This is a genomic window from Acidiferrobacter sp., from assembly GCF_054609335.1.
Map to the genome: position 1 here is coordinate 1 of NZ_JBTRWP010000023.1, position 17910 is coordinate 17910.

Consider the following 17910-nt stretch of genomic DNA (forward strand, 5'->3'; position numbering starts at 1 on the left):
ATGACCAATAATCCGGGGCTCGAGCGTATCTTCAAGACCACCACCCTGGGCGTGCAATACTACATCTCGCCCATGGCGCGCGTCACATTTAACTACGCGATCAATCGTATCGATATACCGCACCTTTCCTCGGTGGGTCCGGCCGCGGCGCAGAACAATGCCTCGGCGGTTGCAAGCGCCAAGGACAATACGATCGCTTTGCAGACGACACTGCTCTTTTAAAGGACCCAAACTACAGGAGGTTTTGTGAAAAAAGGCGCTTTATGGACGGCCCTGTCCTTTCTTGCGGTAAGCGCTCCGGCGCTGGCCGTGCAGGGGAACCTGCACTGGCACAAGATCCATATCCAGATCCCGGTGCGCTTGAAGGCGGCCAAGGTGGTCTTCAATATGGACCATCCGGTGTTCATTCCGCACACGCGGGAGCCCGTGGGCCTCTCGCAGATGCGGATGATGCTGGCGAAGTTCACGCGCGACCATACGCACTGGAAGATCGATGCGGTCTTCCAAGGGGCGGATGGTTATATGTTGCTGAACGACAAGGCCTACAACCAGTTCATGCATGTGCGTACTGGTAACCCCTACCGCGGTCAGATCGAGGCCCTGTTTCATAAGGGCATCGACATCGAGGAGTGCGGGGTCACCATGCGCGCCCATCACTGGGGCAACAAGCAGCTCTTGCCCAATGTGAAGGTGAACGCCGGGGCGGTTGCCCGCATCATCTGGCTCCAGCAGCACGGTTACATCGAGGTCAATCCTTAACGGATGCGGTAACGCGGCGTTCCGTCGCGGGTAAGGATCTGGGCGAGGGTCGGCACGACCTCGCCCAATCTTTTTTTAAGGCCGTAGGGTGGGTTCAGGATCACAAGCCCCGAGCCGTTCAGGCGGTTTTTGACATCCGGCGGCCAGGTCAAAAGTTCCACGCACAGGGTTTCTTTGCCGAGGGCCGACACGGCTGTGACCAGCCGATCTGCGTCGTGCTTATCCTTGATCGGGTACCAGATGAGGTAGATGCCCTGAGGGAAGCGCTCGAGCGCGGTCCTAAGGCCCGTCAAAAGCGCGCTGCGCTCTGTCACGCGCTCGTACGGGGGATCGATCAGGATTACGCCCCGGCGTTCCTTGGGCGGGAGCAGGGCCTTCAGCGCATGGTAACCATCCCCAAGAAAGATCTGGCCCTGCTCCGGGGGCAGGACCTGCTGTAAGGCGTCGTGGGTCTCGCGTGTCCCTTCCACCGCGACGAAGCGGTCTTCCGGGCGCAGCTGTCCGGCTATGAGAAGCGGCGAGCCCGGGTAGTCTCTGAGCTTGGGCCCGTTGAAGCGGCCTACCGCCTCGAAATAACGCGTTAAGGCCGGCCATTCGGCGCGACGGTCCCAGAGGCGCCGGATACCCTCGTCGGCCTCGCTTTCGGGCTGCAGGCGATAGAGCCCCTCGCCTGCATGCGTGTCGAGCGCGAAGAGGGGCTTCGGTTTCTGTAAGACGCGGTCCAGAGTCTCCAGGAGCACGACATGCTTCAAGACGTCGGCCGCCGACCCGGCGTGGAAGGCGTGGCGGTAGTTCACAGGTAGTCCGTGTATTTGCGGGCGCTGCCGCGCACCTTGTCGGCCGGGTACTTGGCGGCGTTCTTCTCGATCTTGGCCCATGCCGCCTGCTCAAGATCGATCCCGAGTCGATCGCAGAAGCGCAGCAGATAGAGGAGTACGTCGGCGGCCTCTTCACTCACCGCTTGGCGCTGCGCCTCCGGGAGTGCGTGGCTCTCCTCTTCGCGCAGCCATTGCAACTGTTCCACGAGTTCGCCTGCCTCGACGATGAGCGCCATGGCCAAGTTCTTCGGGGAATGGAATTGTTCCCAGTCGCGCTCTTTCGCGAATTGCGCGAGCCGTTCGGTCAGATCCTGAAAGCCGCTCATGAGGTCCTCCGGAGGGGTGGGCGCACCCTGGGTCATGCGAGATGGGCCAAGGGGCGCGCGCCTGCGCCCTCGTTCAAAAGCCGCCAGTCTAACGGATTTTGGGGAGCGCGTCCGGGGCCGGGGCCGCAGAAAGCGGCTGTCTGCGGCCCCATTCGGCGTCATAGCTTCGTCATGCAGCGCTTTTACTATCGGCTCCGTGATGCAAGGCGGCCCCTAAGACCGCCGCGCGCGTGCCTTAGGTAAGGCGCAGTACTGGACCGTCCCCCAAGGAGAGAGAGTTATGGCCCAAGACCATCGTTCGATTCTGCAGGCGCTTGACGAGGCGCCGGTGAGCTTCTTTCATATGCGCGCGGCCGTGACCGCCGGCATGGGATTTTTTACCGATGCCTATGACCTTTTTATCATCGGTATGGCGCTCGTCTACCTGAAGCCCGAGTGGCACCTGAGCGCGAGCCAGATCGGCTTGCTTGGGAGTGGGTCGCTGCTTGCAGCCTTCCTCGGGGCGCTCACGCTCGGGCGTCTGGCTGATCGGATCGGCCGCAAGGCCATCTACGGACTCGAGGCGGCGCTCATGGCTATCGGCGCGCTTGCCTGCGCCTTCGCCCCCAGCTTTGCTTGGCTGCTGCTGTTCCGCTTGATCCTGGGATTCGGGATCGGCGGCGATTACCCGATGAGCGCCGTGCTCATGGCCGAGTACAGCAATGCCCGGCAGCGCGGTTCGCTGGTGTCGCTGGTTTTTGGCATGCAGGGCCTGGGTCTCGTGTTTGGGCCCGTGGTCGCGCTCACGCTCCAGGCGGCGGGCCTTGGCCATGACATCGTATGGCGCATCATGCTGGGTCTGGGCGCGCTTCCGCCGCTTGCGGTCCTTTATCTGCGCCGCACCATGCCCGAGTCGCCGCGTTATAAGGCGCTTGTGCGCGGACAGTCGGAGGCCGCTGCCCATGACATGTCGCTTTATTCTGAAGGTCAGGTCCAGGCCTCCGGCCCGGTCGTGCGCCCTCGCCCGATGACGCTGCGCGCTTTTCTGGGTGATCGGCGTCATCAGATTATGATCCTCGGCACGGCCGGCGCCTGGTTCCTGCTCGACTACGCCTTCTACGGCAATGTCATATCGACGCCGCAGATCATAGGCCTGCTCGCGCCGCACGCGAGCCCCATGCAGGCGACCGCTTGGGCGCTCATGATCTTTGCCGCTGCGGCGGTGCCCGGCTATCTCGCCTCCATCGTATTAATGGATCGCATTGGCCACCGGCGCCTGCAGATGATCGGTTTTGCGGTCATGGCCATAAGTTTCGGGCTGATTGCTCTCGTGCCCGACATGACCCATGACGTCCTGCCGTTCCTGCTTCTGTATGGTGTGAGCTTCTTTTTTACCGAGTTTGGGCCCAACTGCACCACCTTCGTGATCCCGGCCGAGGTCTTTCCGACCGGCGGGCGCACCACAGGTCACGGCATCGCCGCTGGGATCGGCAAGCTCGGCGCCTTTGTAGGCACTTTCCTGTTCCCTTACATAAGCCATGCCGGCGGCCTGAAGGGTGCCATGATGTTCGCGGCAGGTGTGTCGGCCCTCGGTCTTTTGCTGACGCGGCTTACCTTGCCTGAGACCAGCGGCCAGAGTCTGGAGACCCTATCGGCTGAGACGCAGGAGGTCTCTCCGCCTGCAGGCGGGCTTGCGGGTTCCGGCGCCTCTTTGATATAGGGCGGCGGGTGTCCAGCGGGGGGTGGCCATGGTTCTCAAATACCGCGGCCATGGCACCGGGTATCAGCCTAGGCTCTTGGCGTAAGCGCCTAGAGGCCGCCGATGCGTTGGCTGATGTGTCCGGCGGCTATCTCGCGAACCTTCCTGAGGCTGGCGTGCCAGACGAGAAGCCGCGGGCATGGGCCCCGGACATGTGGGCCAAGATTGGCAAGAGCTTGGGTCGTCGCGGGCTCGCAGGCCCGAGAGGTCGCAGCGAGCGCAGCCTCGTCCTGGCCGTCAGCACTGTCGCCATGTTCAATGGGTCAAGGATCTTTTGGGCCGGCTTCACTTCGGCGGCCCGTCGTGGCTGTCCTGCGATATTCACGGGCCCGGTTGACTTGTTTTGGTGCTCGCGCTTAGGGTTAGGCCTGCGCCCGGCGGAACTTGGGCGGTCTCGTCGGGTCTCAGTGACACAGTTTCGGCCAATTTGGCCAGGCATCTCTTTTTGAGGGGGAACGCAATGGACTACCAGCAGGCACAAAACCAGTTGGCGCTCGTACAGCAGCAGAACCAGACGGCCATGCAGACGCTGCAGGCCCTCGCGCAGAAGCTCGCGGCGGCGGCGCCGGATCCCACGACCGGGCGTGAATGGGCGATGGATCTACGCGAGGCGGCGATGGCGATGCAGACCCAGGCGCAGAGCACGACCATGCTGGTCCAGCAGATGGCCCAGTATATACAGCAACTCGAGGGGGCCCTGGCCACCCACCCGAATGCCCCAGTACGGCCGACTGGCTGGGCCAATCAGCCATCTGCGGGCAGCGGTTTCCTGGGTTCGCTCGTAGGCGGCCTTGGCATGGGCGCCGGCTTCGCGGCGGCCGACAATATCGTGAACGATATCTTCGATTTGTTCTAAGCGGGCCTACCTTCCAGGTCGGCGAGGCGCGTCCGCCCGCGCGCGACCGCCTCATGCACTTGCCTGGGGGCCGTGCCGCCAAGGTGGTCGCGCGCGGCCAGCGACCCTTCCAGGGTGAGCACGGGGAAGATGTCCGCCTCGATCAGGGCTGAGCAGGTCTTCAGCTCGGATAGTGGCAGTTCCGCGAGATCCACGCCCCGGTCTATGGCAAGCCGCACGGCGCGGCCGGCGGCCTCGTGGGCGTCCCGAAACGGCAGGCCCCGTCTCACCAAGTAATCCGCGAGGTCGGTTGCAGTCGGGTAGCCGCGACGGGCCTCTTCACGCATCCGTTTCCGATGGAAGGTGGTCGCCGGCAAGAGCTCGGTGAGTGCGCGCAGGGAATCGCGGACGGTGTCCAGGGTGTCGAAGAGCGGCTCCTTGTCCTCCTGGTTGTCCTTGTTATAGGCGAGCGGCTGCCCCTTCATGAGGACCAGCAGGGCCGTGAGATGGCCTATGACGCGGCCGCTCTTGCCGCGCAGGAGCTCGGGGACGTCCGGGTTTTTCTTCTGGGGCATGATCGACGAGCCGGTGCAAAAGCCGTCGGCCAGCTCTATGAAGCCGAACTGGGGTGTCGACCAGAGTACGAGTTCCTCAGCGATGCGTGACAGGTGGACCATGATCAAGGCCGCGGCCGCCGTGAATTCGATGACAAAGTCCCGGTCCGAGACCGCGTCGAGCGAGTTTTCGGTCGGGCGCGTAAAGCCCAAGGCCTGGGCCGTCATATGCCGGTCGATGGGGAAGCTCGTGCCGGCCAGCGCCCCGGCCCCGAGCGGCATGACGTTCAGGCGGGCGCGGGCGTCCTTGAGGCGTCCTGCGTCGCGCAGGAACATCTCAAACCACGCGAGCAGGTGGTGGCCCAGGGTCACGGGCTGTGCCACCTGTAAATGGGTGAAACCCGGCATGATCGTCTCGGCCTCGCGCTCGGCCAGCATGAGGAGCACGGATCCGAGTCTCTGGAGCTGGCCCACGAGCCCGTCTAGACCCTCGCGCAGATAGAGACGCACCGCGGTCGCCACCTGATCGTTGCGCGAACGGGCCGTGTGCAGTTTTTTGCCGACCTCACCGATACGCTCGATCAAGGCGGCCTCGACGTTCATGTGGACGTCTTCGCGCCCCACAGACCATGTGAAACGGCCCGCGTCGATGTCCTTCTCTATGGCGGACAGCCCTTCGGCGATGAGTGCAGCCTCACTCTCCTGGATAATGCCCACCGCCGCGAGCATGTGCGCATGCGCGATCGAGCCGCGAATGTCATGGCGGTAGAGCCGTTGGTCAAACCCGACCGAGGCCGTGAAGGCTTCCACGAAAGCATCCGTGGGTTCGGTGAAGCGGCCTTTCCAGGCTTTGTCGGTAGGAGACATGCGCGCGCTCGACGAAGGAAAAGGCGTCCATGGTACCGAACTGTGGGCGTGCCGTTAAGGGCGGCATGTGTTTGCCACTTGTCCGTCGACCTGTTCCGATCATCGGTGATGGGTTGAGACGAGCTCATGCGTCGACTAAGGTTGTTTCCGTAGTGCCTGGGCCGGACTCTCCTTATGCACCCCCACCCCGAAATGCCGGCCCAGGGTTGCCGGGCCCACGAGCACGACTCGGGGCCCTCTTTTTCCTGCTAGTCTAATGGTAGTCCCGATCCCCCGGGGCCCCGGTCTCGCGTATAAGGTGGTCATGAAGGACTCGACGAGCTATTTTCTGCCCGATTTCGGTTCTCTCGCCATTGCCGCCAAGGTGCTCCTCATGGCCGAGGCGATCGCCGTGATATTCGCTATCGCTCGAAGCGACAGCCTGGGACTGACTACGGGCCGCTATTTCCTGTTCCTTTCGGCCTACACCCTCAGCATAGCTCTGGTGAGCTTGGGGTTATGGCGGCTCGTCAACCGCGGATTGCACCGGTTGTCGGCCACGGTGGGCTCGTTGCTCGTGATCGCGCTCATGATCGTGGCGGTGGTGGTGGTCACCGAGGGCTTCATAAACGGGCTCTACGCGCTCGGCATCATCCCCAACCGTTCGCCCGCATGGCAGCTCACCATTTTGATCCACGGCGTCCTGATCGGTACCATAGTCATGCTGCTTGGTCTGCGCTATCTGTTTGTGTCGCACAAGGCGCAGATCGATGCCAAGCTCGAGCAGGAGGCCCGTATCCAGGCCCTGCAGTCGCGCATTCGACCGCACTTCCTCTTCAATAGCATGAACAGTATCGCAAGCCTTACGCGCAGCGACCCGCCGCGCGCCGAGGCCGCGCTCCAGGATCTTGCTGATCTGTTCCGGGTATTGCTCGCCGATGCCCGCAAGCTCGTGCCGATCTCGGCTGAACAAGAGATATCGCGCCAATATCTGGAGATCGAAAAGTTGCGGCTCGGCGACCGACTCACCGTGCAGTGGACTGTGAGTAACGTTCCCCGCAATGCACTTATTCCAACGCTGACCTTGCAACCGCTCCTCGAAAACGCCATATATCACGGTATCGAACCGCGGTTCGGCGGAGGTACGGTCAAAGTCGAGCTCTGGGGAGATAACGCCGAGACCTTGAACGTCCTCATCAGTAATCCGATTCCGGAGGTCCGCAAGCACGCCCACGGGCGCGGCAACAAGATCGCCATGGATAATATTCGCCAGAGGCTCGCTTCGCACTTTTCGGATGCGGCCACCTTGCAAACGTTCGAGGAAGGCGATCAATATCATGTCAAAATAAAAATGCCTATTGTGAGAAACCAGGGGGGCAGCTACTAAGCGGAGAGTTCACGATGAGAGAGAGCGGCGCACCAGCTGAACAGAGGAGGGACACAATGAGGGTCCTGATCGTAGACGACGAAAAATTGGCGCGCGATCGGTTGCGGGAGATGGTGGGGGAGATCGGCGAACACACGGTGGTGGGCGAGGCCATGAACGGCAGTGAGGCCATTGCCCAGACCGAACGCCTGAACCCCGACGTGCTGCTCATGGATATCCGCATGCCGGGCATGGACGGCCTGGAGGCGGCCATGCATCTTATGGGGCTCGATACGCCCCCCGGGGTGATCTTCACGACCGCCTACGACCAGCATGCCCTCGACGCCTTCGAGGTCAATGCCGTCGACTACCTCTTGAAGCCGATCCGCAAGGACCGCTTGGCCAAGGCCCTGAGCAAGGCCGGCAAGCTGAGCCTGCAACAGCTTCAAGACCTGAATCAGGCGCAGGATTCACCCATTGTCCGCACCCACTTGAGCGTCCATCTACGCGGCAATATCCGTCTGGTCCCAGTGCAGGATGTCTTGTACTTCCTGGCGGACAACAAATATGTGACGGTGCGTACCGCAAGCGAGGAACACCTGATCGAGGACTCGCTCGTGAATCTCGAGCGCGAGTTTGGCGAAAGCTTTTTGCGCATCCACAGAAACGCCTTGGTCGCCACGCCCTATATCAGCGGCATAGAGAAGGACACGAGTGGCACCTGGCATGTCACGCTCAAGGGCCTCGACAAGCGGCTCGCAGTCAGCCGGCGACACGCCGCAGCGGTCCGTCGCTGGGCGCGCCGCTAGCCTACAAGGGGACGCCCCGGCTCTGCCCCGGGAGATGCTTGCTCGTTCACATGCGCCAGAGGGCGGCGACCGGTCGCTCGCTATAGTCCGCAGATTCGAGTGGCAGCCGGTGCTGACGGATGTCGTCCAAGGTCTCGGCGACGCGCGCGAAGTCATGTTGGAGCCGCCAGTAGACGCGGGCGCGGTCGCTATGTCTCTCGAAGTCGGCTGTTTGCCCAAAGGCGCTGCGCCCGTGATCGGCGTAGTAGGATAACTGTCCGCGTGAACGCAGTCGCTCCCGAAAGAAGCCGCTCATGAAGAGTGCGTATTCGGCCATGTGGCGCACGACGACCATCTCGTGGGCGCGGTCCTGCTCCTGGGCGGCCCTTTGTTCGGCGAGAAACTGCACGAGGGTGGTGAGCGGGCGTTTTTCGTGGTCGTTCAGCGGATAGAGGGCTTCAGTGCGCGCGAAGCGGGTGAGAAGATCACTGACATAGGCCACGGTGGCGGGTTCTCCGATCCCGGCGCGCCGCAAGCCCTGCTGGATGTGGCGATGAAAAAACTGATAGAGAGTCGGCGTCACGATTACCTCCTAACACGATCCCTACCTCTTATTATAGTTATAGCGTAGCGCGGGACTACCCCTCTCCGGCAGGGGGATTGTGGGAGCGTCACCGACGGCATGAACGTAAGCGGCGGCGCGACTCCTCGGTGACTGCGAGGCGCCGTTTGGCGGTCGCGCCCTTCCAAGTATGTGCCCATGCCTGGACGCTCCAAGGGCTTTCTTTTTCGCGGGTCTTGCGCGAGTATTGCTCGCGCCCGTGCCGCCCCTGACGGGGTCGCGGAGCCGGACGCGGACGAGGGCTTTAGAGGGTCCCGTAGGCCCTACGGGGCGGCGCTCGGACTTTCCGAGCTTTAGGTGTCGCTGCGAAGGATGGGCGGTCGGGAACGAATTGGGTGTCGATACGGGGATCGGGGACGCCCGCGCGAATAGGAAGGAAGAATGACAGCAACGACATTGGATAGACAGACGGCCCTGATTGTGGTCGATCTGCAAAAAGGGATCGTGAGATTGCCCATGGCGCATCCGACGGCCGTGGTCGTGGCGAAGGCCGTGGAGTTGGCGGCAAGTTTTCGGCATCATGCCTTGCCGGTCGTGCTCGTGAACGTAGACGGCCGGGCGCCGGGGCGCATCGAACGAGGGCCCCTCAGCACGGAGCGTCCCCCCGACTGGACCGAACTCGCGACGGAACTTGGCGCGCACGCGACGGATCATCGGATCACGAAGCGCAGCTGGGGGGCGTTCACCGAAACGGGGCTTCTGGAGTTCCTACGCGCACGCCAAGTCACGCAGGTCGTGATCGCGGGGATCGCGACCAGCATCGGTGTCGAAACCACGGCGCGCCAGGCCTACGAACTTGGGTTCAACGTGACGCTTGCGTGCGATGCGATGACCGATTTCAGTAGCGAGTCTCACGATCACAGTGTCCAGCGCCTCTTCCCGCGCCTGGGCGAGACCGCGACGGTCGCTGAAGTCGTTAAGCTGCTTGCCCAGCGGGACATGTGAGCGACGCGGGCGCACCCCGTTCACCCCGCCCCTTGAGCGCGACCTTCCGCGCGCTCGCGACACGGGATTACCGCCTCTGGGCGGCCGCGGCCCTGGTCTCCAACCTTGGCACCTGGATGCAGCGCACGGCCCAGGACTGGCTCGTGCTCACGCAGCTGACCGCTCATAGCGCGGTAGCCTTAGGGCAGATCACGGCCCTGCAGTTCGCGCCTCAGGTCCTGCTTTTGCCATTGATCGGCTATGTCGCCGACCGTCTTGATCGTCGCCGGCTCCTGATCGTTACTCAATCGATCATGGCGTTGCTCGCCCTCGTGCTTGCCGTCCTTGTCCTGTCCGGCGCGATCCGCCTATGGGAGACTTATCTTCTCGCGCTCCTGCTTGGGATCGCCGCCGCCTTCGATTCGCCGGCCCGCGGTGCTTTTGTAGCGGACCTTGTGCCGCCACGGGATCTTGCCAACGCGGTCGCCCTCAATTCCCTGTCCTTCAACATCGCCCGCGCCTGTGGTCCTGCGCTTGGCGGGATATTGATTAGTTCGCTTGGCACGGGCCCGGTCCTTTTGCTAAACGCGGTTTCCTTTGGGGCGGTGCTTGCGGCCTTACGCCGATTGCGGCGCTCCTCCATCCGCAAGCCCGCGCGTCTCATGGTAGCGTCCCGCGCCTTTGCGGAGGGGCTGCGCTATGTCGCCGCCAAGCCCGAGATCAAGGCCGTCCTTGCGATGTTCTTTTTGATCGGGGCGGCCGGTGTCGCCTTCCCCATCCTGATATCGGCCATGACGGTCAGCGTTTTCCATGCCAGCGCCGCGCTTTATGGTCTGCTGATGTCGCTCATGGCGGCAGGTGCCGTGGGTGGCGCCTTGTTCGCTGCCTCGCGCGTGCCGCGATTCGCGGTCTTACAGGGGGCGGTCGCGCTGCTTGCCGTGGCGGGTGTCGCGGCCGCGGTTGCGCCCGGCCTGGTCGCGTTTGCCTGCCTGCTCCCCATCCTGGGTTTTGCCATACAGGTCTTCACGACATCCGCCAACAGTCTGATCCAGTCTTTGGCGGAGCCTGCGTTGCGCGCGCGTCTGCTCGCCCTCATGATTGCCTCAGCCTTGGGCGGCGCCCCGATCGCGGGCCCTCTTGCGGGCTGGATTGCCGACCACCTGGGCCCGCGGCTTGCCTTCCTTGAGATCGCCGTGCTCGCGGGCTTGGCGCTCGCCGTGGGTCTGCGCCGTCGTCGTGCCGCAAGGGCGCTCGGTGCACCCGCGTCTTCGGGGGCGAACCCGCCCGTTTCGGTAGGGGTCTCTGTCACGCTCGCGGTCGAGGATTGAGGCCGAGGTTCCCGGTGCTTCACCCCGGAATATAAAGAATTGACAGGCCGGGGGTCAGGGGTATGATGCGCGGCAACCACCCCCACCCCCGCTGCGGAGTTCTTGTCATGACAGTTTTGGGTACCCCCTTGACACGCGACGCTATGCGTCTGCTTTTGCTCGGTAGCGGCGAATTGGGTAAAGAGGTCGCCATCGAGGCCCAGCGGCTCGGTGTCGAGGTCATAGCGGTCGATCGCTACAAGGATGCCCCGGCCCATCAGGTGGCCCATCGCTCCTATGTCATCGATATGCGTGACCCCAAGGCTGTGCGCGACATCATCACACGCGAGCGGCCGGATTTCGTGGTCCCAGAGATCGAGGCGATCGCCACCGAGACCCTGATGGAGATCGAAAATGAGGGCCTGGCCGAGGTCATACCGACCGCCCGCGGGGCCTTCCTGACCATGAACCGCGAGGGCATTCGGCGGCTGGCCGCCGAGGAGCTCAAGATCCCGACTTCGCGCTACGCCTTTGCCGGCAGCCTCGAGGAATTGCAGGCGGCGGCTGTCATGGTGGGCTTCCCTTGTGTCGTGAAGCCGGTCATGTCGTCCTCGGGGAAGGGTCAGTCGGTGGCCGCGAACGAGGCGGAACTTGTGGCGGCGTGGCACGAGGCTCAGAAAAAGAGCCGGGTGAAGATGGCGCGCGTCATTATTGAGGCCTTCATCGAGTTCCAGTACGAGATTACCTTGCTCACAGTACGCGCCGCCGGCCCCGGGGGCGTGATCGAGACCCATTTCTGTGAGCCCATCGGGCATCGTCAGGAGCGCGGGGACTATGTTGAGAGTTGGCAGCCGCAGCCTATGAGCGAGAAGGCCCTATATCGGGCACGCGAGATGGCGGAGAAGGTGACGGGGGCGCTTGGGGGGCGCGGTATTTTCGGCTGCGAGTTCTTTGTGAATGAAGACCAGGTCTGGTTCTCAGAGGTGAGTCCGCGGCCGCACGACACGGGGCTTGTGACCCTGGCGAGCCAATATCAGAGCGAGTTCGAGCTGCATGTGCGGGCCATTCTGGGCCTGCCGGTGTCGACGGAGTTGATGCGCCCTGGGGCGAGCGCCGTCATTTACGGCAACCAGGACGCGAAGGGCGTCCGCTTCGGGGGTCTGGATCAGGCACTACGGGTACCCGGCACCAAGCTGCGGCTCTTCGGCAAGCCCGAGAGCTTCGTGCGGCGGCGCATGGGCGTGGCGCTTGCCGTGGCATCCGACATCGACACCGCGCGCCGTCGTGCCCAGGAGTGCGCGAATCTCGTCCAGGTCCTTGCCCCCAAGTCCTGAGCGAGAGGCGGATCCCGATCCCGAAGCTCCGGCATCGCAGTCGGCTGGTGTGCCAGGCGGGACGAGCTACGGTACCTGCGGGTAGACCGTGGGCCTGACCGATCCGTTCCGGGCAGGTACTACTCACGCCCTCAAGGGCGGAGTCTCTCCACGGCATGACCGCTGAGCCGAAGGGGTGATCTGCACCGATTCCCGCCCCTGCGGGCTACCGCGGCTGCTGTCAACGGGCATGGGACCCGCGGTACGCGCCCAGGAGGGTGTGCTGGCGGACATCGGCCATAGGCTGTCGCGGCGCATCTTGATTGAGGCGGCCGGGTGCTATCGTTTCACGCCACGCATCGGCGAATCCCTTCAGGCCCGCCCCGATCGGGCATCACGATCGCCTGGAGGCGCGGCTGAAGGTCAGTCACAGCAGGTCATTCGTCCTCTAACGCCGTGGCGTGCCCTCTAACAAGGCGTATTTGGCGCGATACCGCTCTTGAATGCCAAATAAAATGGCGCGATACTCAGTTGTGCGACAAATAAAAGGCTTATCGTGCCAAAAGTGATCCCTTTAGCGGATTTTGACCAGATAGCGGAGGTCGTGCGCCGATTTCCCGAGGGAGCAGGGCTTGAGGAGATAGCGGCGGCTATGGGTGAGGGACTGTCGCGGCGAACGCTTCAGCGCCGCCTTGCCGATTTGATTGCCCAGGGACGTATCGCCGGTCGACGCGAGCGGAAGGCATTCAAATATCGGTCTGCCGCTATCACGGGTACGTGGGATGTCACCAAAGGGCGTGACCGGGTGGAGGAGCCAGTCGAGGTTTATGTCCCGACCTCTCCCGGCGGCGCGGACATCAAGGCTTACGTGCGCCAACCCATTCAAGGGCGCCGCCCCGTTGGCTACAGGGCCGAATTCCTGGACGCCTATAGGCCGAACGAAACCTGGTATCTACCAGAGACACTGCGCGGGCAGCTCCACACTCTGGGCCGCTCTCCTGCCGAGCAGATGCCGGCCGGCACTTTCGCCCGTGACATTCTCAATCGGCTGTTGATCGATTTGTCATGGGCCTCGTCGCGCCTGGAGGGAAATACCTACAACCGCCTCGACACGGAACGACTCATTCGGCTCGGGGAAGTTGCGGAGGGTAAGAATGCGATTGAGACCCAGATGATTTTGAATCATAAGGCGGCCATCGAATATCTCGTTCGTGACGCCGAGCAAATAGCGGTGGATAGGAACACCGTCATCGCCCTTCACGCCCTTTTGTCGGATGGCCTGCTCTCTGATCCGATGATGTGCGGCAAGCTGCGTAACCGCGCCGTGGAAATCGGTGGTAGCGTCTACCGGCCCATGGCGTTACCGCAGCGCGTCGAGGAATATTTTGGCGTCGTGCTCGGCATGGCCGCCGACATTGAAGACCCATTCGAGCAAGCCTTCTTCCTGATGGTGCATCTGCCCTACCTCCAGCCCTTTGATGACGTGAACAAGCGCGTGTCGCGTCTCGCGGCCAATATTCCTTTGATCAAGAGTAACCTGAGTCCGCTCTCGTTCATCGATGTGCCAGAGTCTGCTTATGTTGATGCCCTGTTGGGTGTGTACGAACTGAATCGCATCGAATTGTTGCGCGATGTCTTTGTCTGGGCCTACGAGCGCTCCTGCCAGCAGTATGTGGCTGTCAGGAGCCATCTCGTGCCACCCGATACCTTCAGACTGCGCTACCGGGCTGCATTAACGGAAGCTGTGCGTGCCATCGTTCGGGGTGGGCTGCCAGCCATGATAGAAACAGTCCGTCAGTCGATGCCCGCATCGGTCGTGCCCGGTGATCAAGAAGGTTTTGCGAAACTCGTTCTGGAGGAGTTCAAGACCATGCACGCGGGAAACGCGGTCCGCTTCGGCCTCCGGCCATGGGAGTTCGAGGCCTGGAAGCAACAGAACCCAAGCATAGGATCAAATCACTCTTGTGGGCCTTGAGGTCATGGATCGCACGTAACGACCCATGAATCCCCGCCGCTTGCGGCCGAGCCGGTCAATACACGCAGTCTAGAGGCCGATCCCGATCCCGAAGCCGAAGTTCCAGCGCCGACGTCGCGGCCGGTAGGCGTGCCAGACGTGGCTCGCGAGCAGCTGCACCTGCGGGTAGAGGTAGTGCGCTTGGCCGATGAGCCCCGGACGGGTGCCGGTCACAGTCCCCACGATCGTCACGAGTCGGCCGCGCGCAAAGAGCATGGGGTCGAGGTAGCCGGGGGCGACGGCCTGGAAGCGCCCCTCCGGCATGGCGCTAAGCCGGGGGCGACCGCTTGCGCTCAAGGGATAGGCGAGCACAGTGAGCGTGCTGTGTACGGGCCCCACATTGTCTTGTACCACGACGCCACCCCAGCGTACCCGCGCCCCGCGCGTGCGCTGGGGGTGGGCAAGAACGGCCTGCAGGCCCATGTGGCGATCGATGTGGGTGGCCTCGGGCCGCGGATGCACGGCGCAGCCGGCGAGGCCCAGGGCGAGAAGGGCGACCGCAGCGCGCATCGCCCAGGTCTGGGTCATAGGCATTCTAAGTCAGCCCTCCTTAGCGTCTGTTTATGGCCAGTAGCCCGGACCTTCGTCCTCCTCGTGCCCGCCTCCGTCGAAATCCGGGCCAAAATCTATACCCCATCCCCATGGCCAGGGGCTGGCATAGTAATAGCGCGAGTATCGCGGGCGCGGGCGCCAAAGGTGGACGGCAGTCGTCTGGACGACCGGAAAGTCGTACAAATAGCGTCCGATGGGGTCTTTCTGGTAACCGGAGAAGGTTCCGAGCACGGTCACCTTGCGGCCCACCGCATAGACGGCGGGGTCGAGGAAGCCCGGAACCCGCGCCATGAAACGCCCCCCGCTGAAGCGCGCCCGGCGCGGCCTGCCATCGTGGCGCAAGGGTCGGCTCACGACCTGCACCCAGGTGGCGTGGGGGCTATTAATCACCCGGCTTATGATGCCGCCCCAGCGCACGCGTACACCGAGCGGCGCCGTGTGGGCACGCGCCGCCGCGACGCTCACAGGCGCGATGTCGGGCGCGCGCAAGGATCTCGGCACGGGTGTCGCGCATCCGGCGAGCAAAAACAGACTTCCGAGTACCGCGAAGGCTTTCATCCGTGTCGGCCTCCATGTCCCATCGTAACGGCCCTAGGGGAGTATCATAAGACCGCACTTAGGTCTTGGCCAGAGACCAGCTTTACCCGTGCGACCATGGCCGCGTACCGGCGCCGGCGCGTTCTGACACAATGGCCGGACCTTGAACCGAGCCTGGGTGGCCCCATAAGAGGGGCTCAGCCCCTAAAAAAAACGGCGAACGATAATTGATGACCATGAGCGATCCTGAATCGATGGCCGCGCCTGGCGGGACCCTGGCGCGGGCTGGCGATGTGCTGCCCACGACCCTTGCCGTTGTGCCCATAACCAATCGCCCCTTCTTCCCGGCTCAGGCCATCCCCTTGGTTTTGGATCGCGACCCCTGGAGTTCCACGATTGCCGCCGCGACCGAGAATCCGCATAAGGTCGTGGGGCTGGTCTTGATCCGCAAGGATCAGGCGACGGATGTCGTAAGGGGTGACTTCTACGATACGGGGACCGTCTGCCGTATTCATAAAGTGGCCCATAACGAGGACAAGCTCCAGGTGTTCGTGGAGGGCCTGCAGCGCTTTCACGTTGATCAATGGGTCTCGGACGAGCGCCCTTTCGCGGTGCGCGCGCGCTATTTTGCGGAGCCCGAGGCCGTCGAGGGCGCGGACATCAAGGCCTATTCGGTGGCGATCATCAACACCATCAAGGAGCTCTTGCCGTTGAACCCCCTGTACGGGGAGGAGCTCAAATTCTTTCTCACGCGCTTTGGGCCCGACCAGCCTTCGCGCTTGGGCGATTTCGCAGCCAGCCTCACGACCGCGAACAAGGAAGAGCTGCAAGACGTCCTGCGCACGGTCGATCTCGAGCCGCGGCTTGAGAAGGTGCTCTTTCTTCTCCGCAAAGAGCTTGATCTTGCCAAGATCCAGGCGCGCATCAGCGAGCGGGTCGAGGAAAAGATCAATGAACAGCAGCGGCAGTTCTTCCTGCGCGAGCAGCTGAAGGCCATACAGAAGGAACTTGGCATCGCCAAGGATGATCGCACCGCTGAGATCGAGGCCTTCCGCGAGCGGCTCACGACAGTCACTCTTCCCGCGGCCGCGCAAAAGCGTGTCGGGGAGGAGCTGCAAAAGATGGCGATCCTTGAGATGGGTTCGCCCGAGTACGCAGTCACGCGCAATTATCTCGAGTGGCTGACGACGCTGCCGTGGGGGCGTTATTCCAGCGACAAGATCGACCTGAAACAGGCCCGCCAGGTCCTCGATCGGGACCATGACGGTCTTGAAGACGTCAAGGACCGGATCATCGAGTTTCTGGCGGTCGGGGCGATGAAGGGTGAGGTGGCGGGCTCCATCCTGCTGCTCGTGGGGCCGCCCGGGGTGGGCAAGACCTCCATAGGCCGCTCTATCGCCGCCTCGCTCGGGCGCACCTTTTATCGGTTCTCCGTGGGGGGCATGCGCGACGAGGCCGAGATCAAGGGTCACCGCCGCACTTATGTCGGCGCGATGCCGGGCAAGTTCATCCAGGCGATCCGTGAGGTCGGGGTGGCGAATCCGATCATCATGTTGGATGAGATCGACAAGATCGGTTCCTCCTACCAGGGGAACCCGGCGTCGGCGCTGCTCGAGGTCTTGGATCCCGAACAGAACGTGGATTTCCTGGACCATTATCTCGATCTGCGCTTCGATTTCTCCAAGGTACTGTTCATCTGCACGGCCAACCAGCTCGACACCATACCGCGGCCACTCCTCGATCGCATGGAGGTCATACGGCTCGCGGGCTATATCACGAGTGAGAAGATGGCGATCGCCAAACATCATCTCCTGCCCAAGCAGATGGACAAGGTGGGTCTGAAGCGCGGACAGTTGCGCATCGAGGATCAAGCCATACGCGAGATCATCGAGGGCTACGCGCGCGAGGCCGGTGTCCGCAACCTCGAAAAGAAATTGGGTTCGATTGCACGCAAGGCGGTGGTCGCCATGATCAACGGCAAGGAGCCGCCGATCAAGGTGAGTGCGCGCAACCTGGAGGAATACCTCGATCGGCCGGTCTTCCAGCCGATCAAGCCCTTGCGCGGCGTGGGCGTCGTAACGGGCCTGGCCTGGACTCCGATGGGCGGCGCCATCCTCGACATCGAGGTCACGCGCGTACATCGCGCCAATCGCGGGATCAAGATCACAGGACAGTTGGGCGAGGTGATGCGCGAGTCGGCGGAGATCGCCTACAGTTATATCTCCTCGCACTGCAAACAGTACCACTGCCCCGAGGATTTTTTCGACAAGGCGTCCTTGCATCTGCACGTGCCGGCCGGCGCCATCCCCAAGGATGGGCCGAGCGCTGGCATCACGATCGCAAGCGCGCTCTTATCGCTGGCTCGTGGCAAGCGTCTCGTCCGGCCACTCGCGATGACAGGCGAACTTACGCTCACAGGCTATGTGCTCCCGGTGGGTGGCATACGCGAGAAGATCATCGCCGCACGGCGCGTGAAGATCTCGGAGATCATCATCCCCGAGGCCAATCGCAACGATTTCGAGGAGCTGCCGGACAATGTGCGCAGTGGGCTTGCGATGCACTATGTCAAACATTACCGCGATGTCGCGGCCCTGATCTTTCCGGAGTAGGC

16 protein-coding genes and 1 pseudogene are annotated in these 17910 nt (G+C 62.9%); 11 read left to right on the plus strand and 6 right to left on the minus strand.

Translation table 11 applies throughout. The features are described from left to right. Positions 1–222: pseudogene (locus ACYCTF_RS07700) on the plus strand (hypothetical protein); the annotation flags it as partial. Positions 223–246: 24 nt separating this feature from the next. Next, complete coding sequence (locus ACYCTF_RS07705; protein ID WP_461281990.1) at positions 247–759, plus strand: DsrE family protein; 513 nt, start codon at positions 247–249, stop codon at positions 757–759. On the opposite strand, the gene ACYCTF_RS07710 is transcribed toward ACYCTF_RS07705, so the two are convergent. After that, on the minus strand, positions 756–1556 hold the full coding sequence (locus ACYCTF_RS07710; protein WP_461281989.1) for a 23S rRNA (adenine(2030)-N(6))-methyltransferase RlmJ: 801 nt from the start codon (positions 1554–1556) through the stop codon (positions 756–758). The two genes, ACYCTF_RS07705 and ACYCTF_RS07710, sit on opposite strands and share 4 nt — an antisense overlap. Next, positions 1553–1903 (minus strand): nucleotide pyrophosphohydrolase, encoded by a 351-nt coding sequence (locus ACYCTF_RS07715; RefSeq protein ID WP_461281988.1) that lies wholly within the window; start codon positions 1901–1903, stop codon positions 1553–1555. The genes ACYCTF_RS07710 and ACYCTF_RS07715 overlap by 4 nt, the downstream gene beginning before the upstream one ends. A gap of 280 nt (positions 1904–2183) precedes the next feature. On the opposite strand from ACYCTF_RS07715, the gene ACYCTF_RS07720 reads away from it, so the two are divergent. Together ACYCTF_RS07720 and ACYCTF_RS07725 are read left to right on the plus strand one after the other, a co-directional pair. Continuing rightward, the gene (locus ACYCTF_RS07720) at positions 2184–3602 is read left to right on the plus strand and encodes an MFS transporter (protein WP_461281987.1); all 1419 of its coding nucleotides are present in this window, start codon (positions 2184–2186) and stop codon (positions 3600–3602) included. A gap of 499 nt (positions 3603–4101) precedes the next feature. Further along, positions 4102–4497, plus strand: coding sequence for a hypothetical protein (locus ACYCTF_RS07725; RefSeq protein ID WP_461281986.1), 396 nt, complete (start codon positions 4102–4104; stop codon positions 4495–4497). On the opposite strand, the gene argH is transcribed toward ACYCTF_RS07725, so the two are convergent. Further along, a complete protein-coding gene (gene argH, locus ACYCTF_RS07730; protein ID WP_461281985.1) occupies positions 4494–5897 on the minus strand; it encodes an argininosuccinate lyase in 1404 nt (467 codons plus the stop codon). The genes ACYCTF_RS07725 and argH overlap by 4 nt on opposite strands. Positions 5898–6201: 304 nt before the next feature. On the opposite strand from argH, the gene ACYCTF_RS07735 reads away from it, so the two are divergent. Next, positions 6202–7263: a sensor histidine kinase gene (locus tag ACYCTF_RS07735; RefSeq protein ID WP_461281984.1), complete on the plus strand. Its 1062-nt coding sequence runs from the start codon at positions 6202–6204 to the stop codon at positions 7261–7263. A gap of 56 nt (positions 7264–7319) precedes the next feature. Beyond that, the gene (locus ACYCTF_RS07740) at positions 7320–8051 is read left to right on the plus strand and encodes a LytR/AlgR family response regulator transcription factor (protein WP_461281983.1); all 732 of its coding nucleotides are present in this window, start codon (positions 7320–7322) and stop codon (positions 8049–8051) included. Between the two features lie 46 nt (positions 8052–8097). Here ACYCTF_RS07740 and ACYCTF_RS07745 read toward each other — a convergent pair whose 3' ends face one another. Continuing rightward, the gene (locus tag ACYCTF_RS07745; protein ID WP_461281982.1) at positions 8098–8613 is read right to left on the minus strand and encodes a hypothetical protein; all 516 of its coding nucleotides are present in this window, start codon (positions 8611–8613) and stop codon (positions 8098–8100) included. A 420-nt stretch (positions 8614–9033) separates the two neighbouring features. On the opposite strand from ACYCTF_RS07745, the gene ACYCTF_RS07750 reads away from it, so the two are divergent. The 4 genes from ACYCTF_RS07750 (at position 9034) to ACYCTF_RS07765 (ending at position 14171) form a co-directional block, all read left to right on the plus strand. Then, on the plus strand, positions 9034–9597 hold the full coding sequence (locus ACYCTF_RS07750) for an isochorismatase family protein (RefSeq protein ID WP_461281981.1): 564 nt from the start codon (positions 9034–9036) through the stop codon (positions 9595–9597). After that, entirely contained in the window at positions 9594–10904 is a 1311-nt protein-coding gene (locus tag ACYCTF_RS07755; RefSeq protein WP_461281980.1) for an MFS transporter, read from the plus strand. The genes ACYCTF_RS07750 and ACYCTF_RS07755 overlap by 4 nt, the downstream gene beginning before the upstream one ends. Before the next feature lie 107 nt (positions 10905–11011). Further along, positions 11012–12217 (plus strand): formate-dependent phosphoribosylglycinamide formyltransferase, encoded by a 1206-nt coding sequence (gene purT, locus ACYCTF_RS07760; RefSeq protein ID WP_461281979.1) that lies wholly within the window; start codon positions 11012–11014, stop codon positions 12215–12217. A 535-nt stretch (positions 12218–12752) separates the two neighbouring features. Then, positions 12753–14171 (plus strand): Fic family protein, encoded by a 1419-nt coding sequence (locus ACYCTF_RS07765; RefSeq protein WP_461281978.1) that lies wholly within the window; start codon positions 12753–12755, stop codon positions 14169–14171. A gap of 69 nt (positions 14172–14240) precedes the next feature. Here the strand turns inward: ACYCTF_RS07765 and ACYCTF_RS07770 are convergent, their stop codons facing one another. Next, positions 14241–14744: a Slp family lipoprotein gene (locus ACYCTF_RS07770; RefSeq protein WP_461284765.1), complete on the minus strand. Its 504-nt coding sequence runs from the start codon at positions 14742–14744 to the stop codon at positions 14241–14243. Positions 14745–14771: 27 nt separating this feature from the next. Next, entirely contained in the window at positions 14772–15320 is a 549-nt protein-coding gene (locus tag ACYCTF_RS07775; protein ID WP_461281976.1) for a Slp family lipoprotein, read from the minus strand. A 215-nt stretch (positions 15321–15535) separates the two neighbouring features. Between ACYCTF_RS07775 and lon the strand changes: the two genes are divergently transcribed. Further along, positions 15536–17908: an endopeptidase La gene (gene lon, locus ACYCTF_RS07780; RefSeq protein WP_461281975.1), complete on the plus strand. Its 2373-nt coding sequence runs from the start codon at positions 15536–15538 to the stop codon at positions 17906–17908. The last annotated feature ends 2 nt before the right edge of the window (positions 17909–17910 follow it).

Coding starts and splice junctions, on each gene's coding strand:
- ACYCTF_RS07715 (WP_461281988.1), bottom strand. CDS start 1,903: ATGAGCGGCTTTCAGGATCTGACCGAACGGCTCGCGCAATTCGCGAAA.
- ACYCTF_RS07720 (WP_461281987.1), top strand. CDS start 2,184: ATGGCCCAAGACCATCGTTCGATTCTGCAGGCGCTTGACGAGGCGCCG.
- ACYCTF_RS07725 (WP_461281986.1), top strand. CDS start 4,102: ATGGACTACCAGCAGGCACAAAACCAGTTGGCGCTCGTACAGCAGCAG.
- argH (WP_461281985.1), bottom strand. CDS start 5,897: ATGTCTCCTACCGACAAAGCCTGGAAAGGCCGCTTCACCGAACCCACG.
- ACYCTF_RS07735 (WP_461281984.1), top strand. CDS start 6,202: ATGAAGGACTCGACGAGCTATTTTCTGCCCGATTTCGGTTCTCTCGCC.
- ACYCTF_RS07740 (WP_461281983.1), top strand. CDS start 7,320: ATGAGGGTCCTGATCGTAGACGACGAAAAATTGGCGCGCGATCGGTTG.
- ACYCTF_RS07750 (WP_461281981.1), top strand. CDS start 9,034: ATGACAGCAACGACATTGGATAGACAGACGGCCCTGATTGTGGTCGAT.
- purT (WP_461281979.1), top strand. CDS start 11,012: ATGACAGTTTTGGGTACCCCCTTGACACGCGACGCTATGCGTCTGCTT.
- ACYCTF_RS07770 (WP_461284765.1), bottom strand. CDS start 14,744: ATGCCTATGACCCAGACCTGGGCGATGCGCGCTGCGGTCGCCCTTCTC.
- ACYCTF_RS07775 (WP_461281976.1), bottom strand. CDS start 15,320: ATGAAAGCCTTCGCGGTACTCGGAAGTCTGTTTTTGCTCGCCGGATGC.
- lon (WP_461281975.1), top strand. CDS start 15,536: ATGAGCGATCCTGAATCGATGGCCGCGCCTGGCGGGACCCTGGCGCGG.